At 67.1% G+C, this 13888-nt stretch carries 11 protein-coding genes; 6 read left to right on the top strand and 5 right to left on the bottom strand.

Features of this window, described 5'->3' with window-relative positions:
* Positions 1-147: 147 nt before the first annotated feature.
* From glpD to AUP43_RS17670, 3 genes are read left to right on the top strand one after another with little or no spacing between them, the layout of a single operon-like run.
* Positions 148-1641 carry a glycerol-3-phosphate dehydrogenase gene (gene glpD / locus AUP43_RS17680; RefSeq protein WP_067560163.1) on the top strand — a complete coding sequence of 498 codons (1494 nt, stop codon included), beginning with the start codon at positions 148-150 and terminating at the stop codon, positions 1639-1641.
* Between the two features lie 24 nt (positions 1642-1665).
* A complete protein-coding gene (glpK, locus tag AUP43_RS17675) occupies positions 1666-3168 on the top strand; it encodes a glycerol kinase GlpK (protein WP_067560162.1) in 1503 nt (500 codons plus the stop codon).
* 1 nt (position 3169) lies between these two features.
* Positions 3170-4594 carry a multicopper oxidase family protein gene (locus tag AUP43_RS17670; protein WP_067560161.1) on the top strand — a complete coding sequence of 475 codons (1425 nt, stop codon included), beginning with the start codon at positions 3170-3172 and terminating at the stop codon, positions 4592-4594.
* Here the strand turns inward: AUP43_RS17670 and AUP43_RS17665 are convergent, their stop codons facing one another.
* From AUP43_RS17665 to AUP43_RS17650, 4 genes are all read right to left on the bottom strand, one after another.
* The gene (locus AUP43_RS17665; protein ID WP_067560160.1) at positions 4595-5260 is read right to left on the bottom strand and encodes a GntR family transcriptional regulator; all 666 of its coding nucleotides are present in this window, start codon (positions 5258-5260) and stop codon (positions 4595-4597) included.
* Positions 5261-5341: 81 nt separating this feature from the next.
* Positions 5342-6841 carry a tripartite tricarboxylate transporter permease gene (locus AUP43_RS17660; protein ID WP_067560159.1) on the bottom strand — a complete coding sequence of 500 codons (1500 nt, stop codon included), beginning with the start codon at positions 6839-6841 and terminating at the stop codon, positions 5342-5344.
* A 10-nt stretch (positions 6842-6851) separates the two neighbouring features.
* Positions 6852-7295 (bottom strand): tripartite tricarboxylate transporter TctB family protein, encoded by a 444-nt coding sequence (locus tag AUP43_RS17655; RefSeq protein ID WP_067560156.1) that lies wholly within the window; start codon positions 7293-7295, stop codon positions 6852-6854.
* A 71-nt stretch (positions 7296-7366) separates the two neighbouring features.
* Positions 7367-8350: a tripartite tricarboxylate transporter substrate binding protein gene (locus tag AUP43_RS17650; protein WP_084462898.1), complete on the bottom strand. Its 984-nt coding sequence runs from the start codon at positions 8348-8350 to the stop codon at positions 7367-7369.
* 218 nt (positions 8351-8568) lie between these two features.
* On the opposite strand from AUP43_RS17650, the gene AUP43_RS17645 reads away from it, so the two are divergent.
* From AUP43_RS17645 to AUP43_RS17635, 3 genes are read left to right on the top strand one after another with little or no spacing between them, the layout of a single operon-like run.
* Positions 8569-10302: an IlvD/Edd family dehydratase gene (locus AUP43_RS17645; RefSeq protein ID WP_067560154.1), complete on the top strand. Its 1734-nt coding sequence runs from the start codon at positions 8569-8571 to the stop codon at positions 10300-10302.
* Positions 10303-10306: 4 nt separating this feature from the next.
* Entirely contained in the window at positions 10307-11569 is a 1263-nt protein-coding gene (locus AUP43_RS17640; protein ID WP_067560148.1) for an MFS transporter, read from the top strand.
* An 11-nt stretch (positions 11570-11580) separates the two neighbouring features.
* Entirely contained in the window at positions 11581-12561 is a 981-nt protein-coding gene (locus AUP43_RS17635) for an NADPH:quinone reductase (RefSeq protein ID WP_067560146.1), read from the top strand.
* A gap of 4 nt (positions 12562-12565) precedes the next feature.
* Here the strand turns inward: AUP43_RS17635 and AUP43_RS17630 are convergent, their stop codons facing one another.
* Positions 12566-13750: a M20 aminoacylase family protein gene (locus AUP43_RS17630; protein ID WP_067560144.1), complete on the bottom strand. Its 1185-nt coding sequence runs from the start codon at positions 13748-13750 to the stop codon at positions 12566-12568.
* Positions 13751-13888 lie beyond the last annotated feature (138 nt).

The following is a 13888-nucleotide window of genomic DNA, read 5'->3' as shown; positions in this document are numbered from 1 at the left end:
CCTCCCCCTTGAGGGGGGAGGGTTGGGGAGGGGGTGGTGCCGCCAGCACCCTATTCCCCCCTTTTCCTGCGGCAACGCGGCAGTAGCGCCGGACCTCCGAATAGTCTAGATGATCGCGCCTCATCCCATGCTATTGGCGGCCTCTTTATGAGCGACATTTTCGACATCGCCCTGATCGGCGGCGGCATAAACGGTTGCGGCATCGCCCGCGACGCCAGCGGCCGCGGCCTGAAAGTCTTTCTGTGCGAGCAGCAGGATCTGGCCGGCGCCACCTCCTCGGCCAGCACCAAGCTGATCCATGGCGGGCTGCGCTATCTGGAGCATTACGAATTCCGCCTGGTGCGCGAGGCGCTGATCGAGCGCGAGGTGCTGCTGGGCATGGCCCCGCACATCATCTGGCCGATGCGCTTCGTGCTGCCGCACCATAAGGGGCTGCGCCCGGCCTGGATGATCCGGCTGGGGCTGTTCCTGTACGACAATCTGGGCGGCCGCAAGATCCTGCCCGCTTCGCGCACGCTCGACCTGCGCCGCGACCCGGCGGGGACGGCGATCCGCGACGAATTCACCAAGGCGTTCGAATATTCCGATTGCTGGGTCGAGGATTCGCGCCTGGTGGTGCTGAACGCCATCGACGCCGCCGAGCGCGGGGCCTCGATCCAGACCCGCACACGCTGCGTCGATGCGCGGCGCGAGGATGGGCTGTGGAGCGTCACCGTCGAAGGCCCGGCCGGGCGCGAGACGATCCGCGCCCGCGCGCTGATCAACGCCGCCGGCCCCTGGGTGTCGCGCTTCCTGGCCGAGAGCGTGCACCAGAACGCGGCGGCGCGCATCCGCATGGTGAAGGGCAGCCACATCGTGGTGCCGAGGCTGGTGGAGCATGACCGCGCCTATATCTTCCAGAACGCCGACGGCCGTATCGTCTTCGCGATTCCCTATGAACGGGATTTCACGCTGATCGGCACCACCGACCAGGATTTCCAGGACGATCCCGCCACCGTCGCGATCTCCGACTCGGAGACGGCCTATCTGTGCGAGGCGGCCAGCGCCTATTTCAAGCAGCCGGTCACCGCCGACCAGGTGGTGTGGACCTATGCCGGCGTCCGCCCGCTCTATGACGATGGCGCCTCGAAGGCGCAGGAGGCGACGCGCGACTATGTGCTGAAGCTCGACGCGCCGGACGGCCAGCCGCCGATCCTGAACATCTTCGGCGGCAAGATCACCACCTACCGCAAGCTGGCGGAATCGGCGCTGGCGCTGTTGAAGCCGCATCTGCCGGCGATGCGCGCGCCCTGGACCGAGGGGGCGACGCTGCCCGGCGGCGACTTCCCGGTCGACGGCATCGCCGAGCAGGTGGATGCGCTGGTCGGGGCCTATCCCTGCCTGCGCCGGCAGCATGCGCTGCGGCTGGTGCGCGCCTATGGCAGCCGCGCCTGGGCGCTGATGCAGGGCGTGAACGCCGCCGACGATCTGGGCCTGCATTTCGGCGCGGACTTGTATGAACGCGAAGTCGCCTATCTGATGGATCATGAATGGGCGAGCCACGCCGCCGACGTGCTGTGGCGCCGCTCGAAGCTCGGCCTGCGGCTCAGCGCCGCCCAGGCGGAGGAATTGGAAGCCTGGATGCAGAAGCGTCCGGCGTGAATAAACACCGGGGAGGAACCGCCCATGCCGTCCTGCATTCTTGCCATCGACCAGGGAACCACCTCCAGCCGCGCGATGATCTTCGGCAAGGAGTATGAAGTCCTCGGCGTCGCCCAGCAGGAATTCGCGCAGCACTTCCCCCGCTCCGGCTGGGTCGAGCACGATGCCGACGAAATCTGGGACGGCGTGGTCGCCACCTGCCGGCAGGCTATGGAGAAGGCGGGCGTCACCGCCGCCGATATCGCCGGCATCGGCATCACCAACCAGCGCGAGACGGTCGTGGTGTGGGACCGCCGCACCTCCAGGCCGATCCACAAAGCCATCGTCTGGCAGGACCGGCGCACCGCCGATATCTGCGACGGGCTGAAGAAAAAGGGCCATGAGGCGGAGGTGACGGCCAAGACCGGCCTGCTGCTCGACCCGTATTTCTCCGCCACCAAGATCGCCTGGATTCTCGACCATGTGGACGGCGCGCGCGCCGCCGCCGAGGCCGGCGACCTCGCCTTCGGCACCATCGACAGTTTCCTGATGTGGCGGCTGACCAATGGCTGCGTGCACGCCACCGACGCCACCAACGCGGCCCGCACCCTGCTGTTCGACATCCATCGCGGGCAGTGGGACGAGGAGATGCTGGCGCTGTTCCAGGTGCCCGCCTCGCTGCTGCCGGAGGTGAAGGATTCGGCGGCCGATTTCGGCGACACCATGCCAGACCTGCTGGGCGGGCCGGTCAAGATACTGGGCGTGGCGGGCGACCAGCAGGCGGCGACCATCGGCCAGGCCTGCTTCCAGCCCGGCATGTTGAAATCCACCTACGGCACCGGCTGCTTCGCGGTGATGAACACCGGTCCTCAATCGGTGATCTCGCGCAACCGGCTGCTGACCACCATCGCCTACCAGCTCGACGGCAAGCGCACCTACGCGCTGGAAGGTTCGATCTTCGTCGCCGGCGCCGCCGTGCAATGGCTGCGCGACGGGCTGGGCATCATCGAGAAGGCCGGCGAGACCGCAGCCCTTGCCGACGCGGCTGATGACGGGCAGGACGTGTATCTGGTGCCCGCCTTCACCGGCCTCGGCGCGCCGCACTGGAACGCCAAGGCGCGCGGCGCGCTGTTCGGCCTGACGCGCGGCACCGGGCCGAAGGAGCTGGCGCGCGCCGCCCTGGAATCCGTGTGCTATCAGACCCGCGACCTGCTGCAGGCGATGCAGGGCGACTGGCGCGACGCGGCGGGGGCCGAGACCGTGCTGCGCGTCGATGGCGGCATGGTCGCCAGCGACTGGACCATGCAGTTCCTGGCCGACATTCTGAACGCCCCGGTCGACCGGCCGGCGGTTCTGGAGACCACGGCGCTGGGGGCTGCCTACCTGGCCGGCTACAAGGCCGGCTTCTATCCCGAGCCGGCGAAGTTTGCCGAGCGCTGGAAGCTTGATCGCCGATTTAAGCCGGCGATGGACGACGCCACCCGCGCGCGTAAATATATGGGATGGAAAACCGCCGTGAAGGCCACGCTGCTGGCCGCCGAGGAATAGCATGATCAGCCGCCGCGCGCTGCTGCTGGCAACCGGCGCGGGCTTCGCCGCGACCGCGCTGCCCTGGCGCGGCGTCCGCGCGCAGGAAGGGCTGAAGCGCTTCGCGCTAAGGCCGATGCCGGGCACCGCCAATATCGCCGGGTCGGCCTATCCCGACACCGCCATCTGGGGCTATGACGGCCAGGTGCCGGGACCGGCGCTGCGGCTGCGCCGGGGACAGGTGCTAGAGGTCGAGGTCGAGAACGGCATCGACCGGCCGACCACCGTGCATTGGCACGGCATCCGCCTGCCGAATGAGATGGACGGCGTGCCGGGCGTCACCCAGGACGCCATCGCGCCGGGCGGGCGCTTCACCTACCGCTTTGCGGTGCCGGACGCGGGCACTTACTGGTATCATCCGCATCTCGGCAGCTCCGAGCAGATCGGGCGCGGCCTGTACGGCCCGCTGATCGTGGAGGAGGAAGAGCCGATCCAGGTCGACCGCGAGCTGGTCTGGCTGCTAGACGATTGGCGGCTGGGCCGCGACGCGCAGATCCTGGGCGGCTTCGACGATCTGCACGACAAGACGCATGACGGACGCATCGGCAATACCGTCACGCTGAACGGCAAGGTGACCGAGACCGTGCCGGTGCGGGCCGGGGAGCGTCTCCGCCTGCGCCTGGTCAACGTGGCCAACGGGCGGATATTCTCGCTCGATTTCCAGGGCCATCGCCCGCAGGTGATCGCGCTGGACGGCCACCCGGTGACGCCGCACGCGCCAAAGGACGGCCGGATCACCCTGGCCCCCGGCATGCGCGCCGACATCGTGCTCGACCTGGAAGGCCGGCCCGGCGAGCGCTTCGATGTGGTCGACCATTTCTACCCGCAATTCGTCTATCGCTTCGTCACCCTGGCCTATGGCGCCGAGACGCCCTTGCGCGACAGCCCGCTGGACGCGCCGATCCGGCTGGCGGCGAACGATTTGCCGGTCCCCGACCTGGACGGCGCGCAGCAGGAGAACCTCCTGTTCGGCGGCGGCATGATGAGCCCGATGGCCGGCGCGCGGATGGCGGGCCGCACTGTCGACCTGCGCGAGATGCTGGGCCACGGCGTCGCCTGGACGATGAATGGCGAGGCGCATCCCGCCAACGAGGGCCATCATCACCCCATGCTGTTCCGCGTGCCCCTGGGCCGCACCTGCCGGCTGGCGATGACGAACGAAACGGCGTGGTATCACCCGATCCACCTGCACGGCCATGTGTTTCGCGTGATCGCCCGCAATGGCCGGAAGGTGGAGGAAGACGCCTTCCTGGATACGGTGCTGATCGCCCCCCGCGAGAGCCTGGAGATCGCCTTCGTCGCCGACAATCCCGGCCGCTGGATGCTGCACTGCCACGTGCTGGAACATCAATCCGGCGGCATGATGGGGCTGTTCGAGGTCGGCTGATTATTCGACCGGCGTGAAACGCTGCCGGTAGGCGGCGATATAGGATTGCTTGGACGGCAGCAGATGGTCGCGGCACAGTTCGATCAGCCGGTTCCGGTCGCCGGCGCGCAGGGCTTCGATGATGGCGCGGTGATCGTCGCGCGCCTTGATCAGCAGCGTGTGCTTCACCACAGAATAGAACCTGATCGCGTGAGTCTTCTGCGCAAACTCCTCGATGGCGCTGGCCAGATAAGGATTGTCGCAGGCCGAGAACAGCGCCCGGTGGAAGGCGATATTGGCGCGGAACACGCCATGCATGTCCTCCGCCGCCACCGCCGAATCATGCGCCCGCTGGATCGCCTCCAGCGCCGCGATGCGGTCGGCGGGCAGCGGCAGCGGGATCAGCCGCGCGGCCCCGGTCTCCAGCATCTCCCGCACGACATAGAGCTGCTGCACTTCTTCCGGCGTATAGGCCTTCACCACCGCGCCGCGATTGCGGTGGCGCTCTATCAGCCCCATCCGCTCCAGCTCGACCAGCGCCTGGCGCACGACATGGCGCTTGGCGGCGAAGCGCTCGGTCAGCACCTCCTCCACCAGCCGCTCGCGCGGATGCAGCCGGCCGAAGACGATGTCCTCCTCCAGCTCGCTCACGATCGCCGACAGCGCCCGGCCGGCGGACGCCGTCATTATCGGTAATGCAAACGCTTCCGTCATCGCCCTCAGCAAGCCCTTCCCCGCCGCCACTGTGACGGAGGGGCAGACCGCAAATCAAGCCCGCCGGAACAGCGAGCGCCTGATCCAGCCGAACAGCGGCGTGGATTGCAGGATGGTAAAGGCCGCGATCGCCAGCAGCGTCGCCGCGATCGGGCTGTCCAGGAAGACGCCCCAGCTGCCCTGGCCGATCAGCAGCGACTGGTTCAGGCTCATGTCCAGCAGATGGCCGAGGATCAGACCGATCACCATCGGCGCCGGCGGGATGTTCAGCCGGTCGAAGATGTAGCCCAGGAAACCGAAGGCCAGCATCAGATAGACGTCGAACATGTTGTTGTTGATGGCGAAGGAGCCAATCACGCACAGCACGATGATCACCGGCGCCACCACCAGGTTCGGCACCTGGGTGACATAGACGCAGAGCCGGGTGAAGGCCATGCCGAGCACGAACAGCGCCACATTGGCGAAGATCACCGCCCAGATCAGCGTGTAGGTGACGTCGCCATATTCGGTCATCAGCGTCGGGCCGGGCAGGATGCCGTGCACCATCAGCCCGCCCAGCAGCACCGCGGCCGAGGAGCTGCCCGGAATGCCCAGCGCTATGGTCGGCACCAGCGCGCCGCCGACCACGGCGTTGTTCGCCGATTCCGCCGCCGCGATACCGGCCGGATTGCCGCCGCCGAAGCTCTTTGGGTCCTTGGAGAAGCGCTTGGCCTCGTTATAGGCGAACCAACTCGCCGTGTCGCCGCCGGTGCCGGGGATCAGCCCGGTCAGGATGCCGATCACGCTGGAGCGCAGCATGTTCGGCAACAGGCGGATAAAGTCCGGCAGTGGCGGCAGCAGCCGGTCCTTGATCTTGCTGACGACCTTCTTGGTCTCGCCGGACTCCTGGATCAGGCGGATCGCCTGCGGCACCGAGAACAGGCCGATCAGCGCCACCGTGAAGGGAATGCCGGAGAACAGGTTGATATTGTCCATGGTGAAGCGCGGCGTGCCCGTCGTCGGGTCCATGCCGATCATCGCCAGCAGCAGGCCCAGCGCGCCGGAGAACAGCCCCTTCACCGCCGACCCCTGCGATAGCGAGCCGATAATGGCGATGCCCAGCACGGCGATGGCGAACAGCTCGACCGGGCCGAATTCCAACACGATCTTGCCCAGCAGCGGCGCGATGGTCAGCAGCGCGAAGCCGCTCAGTACGCCGCCAACCAGCGAGGCGGTAAGTGAAATGCCCAGCGCCCGGCCGGCCTTGCCCTGCTCGGCCATCGGATAGCCGTCCAGCACGGTAGCGGCCGCCGCCGGCGTGCCCGGCGTGCGCAACAGGATCGCCGCGACCGAACCGCCATACATCGCCGCCAGATAGAGCGACGCCATCATCGACAGGCCGGTGGCCGGCGGGAAGGAGAAGGTCAGCGGCAGCAGCAGCGCCAGCGCCATCGTCGCCGACAGGCCGGGCATGGCGCCGACGAACAGCCCCAGCAGCGTGCCGATGCAGATCGCCAGGATATTGGTCAGGGAGAGAACATTCTCCAGCCCGACCATCACCATCGACTGGTCCATGGGAAAGACCTCAGAAGCTGGGGAAGAGCGGCACGGGCAGCCGCAGGAAGACGACGAACAGGCCGTAGACCAGCCCGCAGATGATTGCGGTGACCAGCACCGAGGCCAGCGGGCTGATGGCGCGGAAGGTAAATAGCGAGATCAGCATGAAGGCCGGCGTGGCGACGAAGAAGCCCAAGGGCGCCAGCGCCACCGCATAGAGAATGATCAGCGCCGAGTAGGCGAGGGCGCGGCGCAGCGTCGCGCGGTCGATATCCAGCGAGCTTTCCTCGGCCGTCCTGCCGCCGGCCAGCTTCTGCCGCACCGCCTGCAGCAGCATCAGCGCGGCAAGGCCGCCGGTCACGATGGCCAGCAGTTCCGGCATGCGCGCCGCCGATAGCGGGTAGCCCGCAGCGGTGATCCCGAAATACAGGGCGACGCCAATCGCCAGGAGGGAGAGAACGATCTGACCCATCTTCGATCCTGTTCCAGAAAGAAACCGCCAGCGGCGCGCGGCCGCTGGCGGTTCAGGTCAAGGAGAGCGGTTTAGTTCTTCTTCACCTCGTCCTTGATCTCGTCCCAGATCTCTTTGAACTGGACCTGCTGACGCTCAAGGTAGGTCTTGTAGTCGTCGCCCAGCTTCACATCGAGAACCATGGCGCGGTCCTTGGCGTCCTTCTGGAAGCTCGGATTGGCGGCGACCTTCTTCATCGCATCCAGGAACTGCTGCTTGGCCTCGGCCGGGATGCCCTTGGGCGCGCTGTAGCCGCGCGAGGAACCGGCGACCACGTCGATGCCCAGCTCCTTCAGGGTCGGCACGTCCGGCAGGTCGGGCACGCGCTCCTCGGTGAACACGGCCAGCGGGCGCAGATTGCCCGCCTTGATCTGCGGGAAAGTGATGCCGAGATTGTTGAAGCTGGCGGAAATCTTGCCGCCCATCGCCGCCTGCCAGGACGGGCCGTCGCCCTGGAACGGCACCTTCTGGAAGCTGATGCCGGACGCCTTCTCGATCATGATCGAGGAGAAGTAATCATCGCCGCCGACCCCGGAATTGCCCACCGTGACCTTGCCCGGATTGGCCTTGGCGTCGTCCAGAAGCTGCTGCGCGGTCTGGTACTTGCTGTCCTTCGCCACCACGATAATGCCCGGATCCGTCACCACATTGGCCAGCGGCTCCAGCTCGTCGATATTATAGGTGATCGAGTCGTTCATGATGTAGTTGGTCATCAGCATCGGCGTGTTGGTGATGCTGACCGTGCGGCCGTCGGACTTGGTCTGCTTGGCCAGGCGGGTCCAGGCGATGGCGCCGGTGGCTCCCGGAATATACTGGTTGACGAAATCGACCCCCAGCTCCTTCGCCAGGTAGGGCTGCACCAGCTGCGCCAGCGCATCGGAACCGCCGCCGGCCTTGAAGCCCTGCAGCACCGTCACCTCGTTGCCGGGCGCATATTGCGCCTGGGCGGTGGGGGCGAAACCCGCCGCGGCCATCGCCGCCATCGACGCGAAGAGAATCCTCTTGGAAAATATCATGACGTCCTCCGTTTGTTTTCGTTGATTGACGGGCAGGCTAGGAACCGAGGTCTTTCATGTCAACGGGATTGTTGACAATCTTTCCGACAATGGATTTTGTGAGGGCGCGCGCCGCCTGCAAACCAGCGCTTCGCGGCGCGGCGGTTTTTATGTAAAGCTCGCGCGTCCCGCTCGGGATATGCGCCAGCAAGAAAAGCAAGCTTGAGGGAGAGTCGAAGATGACCGGCGAAAAGCGAGGCATGTCCCGCGGGTTGACGAGCTATGGCGATGACGGGTTCTCGCTGTTCCTGCGCAAGGCCTTCATCAAGGCCATGGGCTATACGGACGACGCGCTGAACCGGCCGATCATCGGCATTGTCGATACTTTCAGCGGCTATAATGCCTGCCATCGCAACGTGCCGGACCTGATCGAGGCGGTGAAGCGCGGCGTGATGCTGCAAGGCGCGCTGCCGATCGACTTCCCGACCATCTCGCTGCATGAGAGCTTCGCGCACCCGACCAGCATGTATCTGCGCAATCTCATGGCCATCGACACGGAGGAGATGATCCGCGCCCAGCCGATGGATGCGGTGGTGATGATCGGCGGCTGCGACAAGACCGTGCCGGCGCAGCTGATGGGCGCGGCGTCCGCCAATATCCCGGCGATCCAGCTTGTCACCGGCGCGATGCTGACCGGCAGCCATCGCGGCGAGCGGGTCGGCGCCTGCACCGATTGCCGCCGCTTCTGGGGCCGCTACCGCGCCGACGAGATCGACGATCAGGAAATCGCCGAGGTGAACTACCAGCTCGTTCCCACCGCCGGCACCTGCTCGGTCATGGGCACCGCCAGCACCATGGCGCTGGTGACCGAGGCGCTGGGCATGATGCTGCCGGGCGGGGCCTGCCCGCCCGCCGTCTCCGCCGCGCGTCAGCGCCATGCGGAGGAAACCGGGGCCGCCGCCGTGCGCCTCGCCGCCGACCGGCTGACCCCGGACAAGATCATGACGCCCAAGGCGTTCGAGAACGCGCTGCGCGTGCTGCTGGCCATCGGCGGCTCGACCAACGGCCTCGTCCACCTGACCGCGATGGCCGGGCGCATGGGCATCGAGGTCGATCTGGAGGCGGTCGACCGGCTGGGCGCGGATACGCCGGTGCTGGTCGATCTGAAGCCCTCGGGCAGCTACTACATGGAGGATCTGCACAAGGCCGGCGGGCTGGTCACCATCCTGCGCGAGTTGAAGCACCTGCTGAACCTGGACTGCCTCACCGTCTCCGGCCGCACGCTGGGCGAGGAGATCGAGGCGGCGCCCGCGCCCTGGCCGCAGAATGTCGTGCGCACCGCCAAGGACCCGATCTATGCCGAGGGCGGCATCGCCGTGCTGCGCGGCAATCTGTGCCCCGGCGGCGCGATCATCAAGCAGTCGGCGGCCGCGCCCAAGCTGATGCAGCATGAGGGCCGCGCGGTCGTCTTCGCCGACGCCGCCGACCTCGCCGCGCGCATCGATTCCGACGATCTGGACGTGACGCCGGACGATATCCTGATCCTGCAGAATATCGGCCCCAAGGGCCATCCGGGCATGCCGGAGGCCGGCTATCTGCCGATCCCGATGAAGCTGGCGCGCCAGGGCGTGAAGGACATGGTGCGCATTTCCGATGGCCGCATGAGCGGCACGGCGGCCGGCACCATCGTGCTGCACGTCACCCCGGAATCCGCCGATGGCGGCCCGCTGGCGCTGGTGCGGAGCGGCGACCGGGTGAAGCTGGACGTGGCCAATCGACGGCTCGACATGCTGGTCGACGCGGCCGAGCTGGAGCGCCGCCGCGCCGCCCTGCCGCCGCGTCCGAAACGGCCGGAGGATGACCGCGGCTATCGCAAGCTGCTGATGGAGACCGTGCTGCAGGCCGACAAGGGCGTCGATTTCGACTTCCTGGTGCCGCCGGCGACGGCCAAGACGCCGCTGGTAAAGGGCTAGGCGCGTGGCCGACGGCACGGGAAGGCCGGAGGGTTGGCGCAAGACCGTCATCCGCATCTTCCTGTGCCTCGGCCTGGCGGCGATCCTCAGCCAGTTCTTCCGCTCCGCCACCGGCGTCATCGCGCCGGACCTGATGCGCGACTTGTCGCTGTCGGCCAGCCAGATGGGCATGCTGACGGCGGCCTTCTTCTTCACCTTCGCGCTGACGCAGATTCCGACCGGCATCCTGCTGGACCGCTATGGCTCGCGCCTCACCATCGCCGGCACCATGCTGTTCGCGGTCGCCGGCTCGTTCGTGTTCTACCTGGCGGAGACTTACTGGCACGTCGTGATCGCCCGCACGCTGATCGGCATCGGCTGCGCCGGGGTGATGATGGGGGCCTTCTCCGTGCTGGCGCGCTGGTTCGACGCGCGCTCCTTCACCATGACCATCGGCTGGATGATCGCGCTGTCGAATGGCGGCAATCTGCTGGCCACCACGCCGATGGCGATGGCGGCCGAGGCCATCGGCTGGCGCGGCACCTACCTGGCGATGGGCCTGATCACCCTGGCCGTCGTCGGTTGCCTGCTGGTCGGCGTGCGCGACGCCCCGCCGGGCCACGGCTTCCTGAACCGCCGCAGCGAGAGCGGGGCGGATATCCTCGCCGGGCTGAAGGCGGTGTTCCGCAACCCGCAGCTGCCCTATGTGCTGGTGGTCAGCTTCGTCACCTATGCCTGCACCATCACCGTGTTCGGCCTGTGGGCCGCCCCCTTCCTGCACGATGTCTATGGGCTGGACGGGGTGGATCGCGGCAACATCCTGCTGGGCATGAGCATCGCCATCATCGCCGGCACGCTGATCTACGGCCCGCTGGACCGCAAGATACCCAGCCGCCGCCGGCTGGTGCTGGCCGGCGGGGCCTGCTCCACCGCCTGCCTGGCGTTGCTGGCGGTCTTCGCGGAGAGCGGGCTGTGGCTGGTCGCCCCGCTGATGGTCGCCTTCACCCTGTTCAACACCTACAATGTGCTGACCGTCTCGCATGGCCGCACGCTGTTCGCCGACCATCTGGTCGGGCGCGGCATGACCACGGTGAACATCGCCGTGCAGACCGGCGCGGCGGTGCTGCAACTGGGCAGCGGCGTGCTGATCGGGCTGGTGGCCGGGCTTGTCCCGGGGGCGGCCGATCTGCCCTATCGCGTGCTGTTCGGCGCGCTTGCCATTGTCTCGGCCGTCGCTCTCGCCTATTACGCCAGGGCAGAGGATCGAATCCCCACCCCGCTTAGCTGAAGGAGAGCCGCATGCGCGCCGTCTGGTACGAGGAAAAAGGCTTGCCCGCCGATGTCTTGACGTTTGGCGAGATGCCCGATCCGCAGCCCGGCCCCGGCGAGGTGCGCGTGCGGGTCATGGTGTCCGGCATCAACCCGACCGACAGCAAGCGCCGCTCCAATGGCCGCGAGCTGGCGCTGCATCCCCGCATCGTGCCGCATCAGGACGGAGCCGGCATCATCGACCAGGTCGGGCCGGGCGTCGACGAGGCGCGCATCGGCAAGCGGGTCTGGATTTTTGCCGCCCAGGCCAAGCGGCCCTTCGGCACGGCGGCGGAATATACCTGCATCCCCTCCGACTATGCCGTCGACCTGCCGGCCGCCGCCCGGCTGGAGGATGGGGCCTGCATCGGCGTGCCGGCGGTGACGGCGCATCGCAGCCTGTTCGCCGATGGCGACCTCAACGGCAAGACCGTGCTGGTCACCGGGGCGACCGGCCGGGTCGGCCGCTACGCCGTGCAGCTGGCCAAATGGGCCGGGGCCAAGGTGATCGCCACCGGCTCCACGGCGGAAAAGCGCGACCTGGCGATGGCGCTGGGCGCGGACCACGCCATCGGCACCGGCAACCTGCTGGAGGAGGCGAAAGCCGTGGCGTCCAAGGGCATCGACCATGCCGTCGATGTCGCCTTCGGCACCAACATCGATGCGGTGACGGAGCTGATGCGCCCGAACGGCACCATCGCGACCTACGCGTCGGACGCGGTGGCGCGGCCCTCGCTGCCGTTCCATCTGCTGATGTACAAGAACATCAATATCCGCATGGTCGCCATCTTCGACATGCCGGAAGACGCCAAGCGTCAGGCCTTCGCCGACATTAACCGCTGCCTTGCCGAGGGTCGGCTGAAGCACCATATCGACAGCCGCTATAAGCTGGAGCAGACCGTGCAGGCGCACGAAGCCCTGGAGGCCGGGGCCGTCCAGGGCTCGCTGCTGATCGAGGTGGCGAAGGCGTAACGCCTTACGCCGCGTCCTTCTTCAGGAAGCGTTCCACCGCCGTGGCGTAGAGCGACGCGCCCAGCGGCAGGATCTTGTCGTTGAAGTCGTAGCCGGGATTATGCACCTCGCAGGAGGTCTCGCCGGCGCCGTTATTGCCGCCGCCGATCAGCATGTACGCCCCCGGCCGCTCCAGCAGCATGGAGGCGAAATCCTCCGAGCCCATGACCAGGTTGCCGTTGCGCTCGACATTCTCCTCGCCGACCAGCTCGGCGGCGCAATCGGCGTAGAGATCGGTTTCGTCCGGGTGATTCACCAGCGGCGGGAACTTGCCGCGGAAATCCAGCGCCGCCGTCGCCCCGAACCCGGCCGCGACCGATTCCGCGATGCGGCGCATATTATCCTCGATCAGCTTCATGTTCTCCGTCGTGAAGCAGCGCGCGGTGCCGCGCATCACCGCCGTCTCCGGGATGACGTTATAGGCGTCGCCGGCATGGATCTGGGTGATCGACAGCACCGCCGTGTCCTGCGGGCGCACATTGCGCGACACGATGGTCTGCAGCGCGGTGGCGATATAGGCGGCGACGACCACCGGATCGATGCCGGATTCCGGGCGCGCGCCGTGCGCGCCCTTGCCCTTGATGTGAATGTCCCAGGAGGAGCCGCCGGCCATCATCGGGCCGGTGCGGATGGCGAATTTGCCCGGCTCCAGGCTGGGGCGGTTATGCATGCCGAAAATGGCGTCGCACGGGAATTTGTCGAACAGCCCCTCCTCCACCATCACCCGGCCGCCGCCTTCGTTCTCCTCGGCCGGCTGGAAGATGAAATAGACCGTGCCGTCGAAATTCTTCGTCTCCGCCAGGTACTTGGCGGCCCCCAGCAGCATGGTGGTGTGGCCGTCATGGCCGCAGCCATGCATCTTGCCGGGAAATGTGGAGGCGTGCGGCAGGCCGTTCGTCTCCTGCATCGGCAGGCAGTCCATGTCGGCGCGCAGCCCGATGGATTTCGGCGTGTTGCCCATGCGCAGCGTGCCGACCACCCCGGTCTTGCCGATGCCCCGCGCCACCTCGCAGCCCCAGCTCTTCAGCTTGTCGGCCACGATGTCGCTGGTCCGCTCCTCCTCGAATCCCAGCTCGGGATGCATGTGGATATCGCGGCGGATCGCCGTCAGCTCGTCATGATAGGCGGAAATCTTCTCCAGAATGCTCATCGGCCCTGCCCTTCGTCTCGAATGATCGGTTGCCAGCCAGCAAAGCATAGCGGCCCCCGCAGTGCCAGCAGTCCGGCGCGCATATCTCCCCTCACCCGGAATAGCCAGGTGAGAACCGCCCGATGCTTCGAGACGCCG

It is taken from the genome of Oceanibaculum pacificum (genome assembly GCF_001618175.1).
In the GTDB taxonomy this organism is placed as follows: Bacteria; Pseudomonadota; Alphaproteobacteria; order Oceanibaculales; family Oceanibaculaceae; genus Oceanibaculum; species Oceanibaculum pacificum.
Note: the sequence above shows the minus strand (reverse complement) of the source record. Positions and strands in the feature narration are given on the sequence as shown.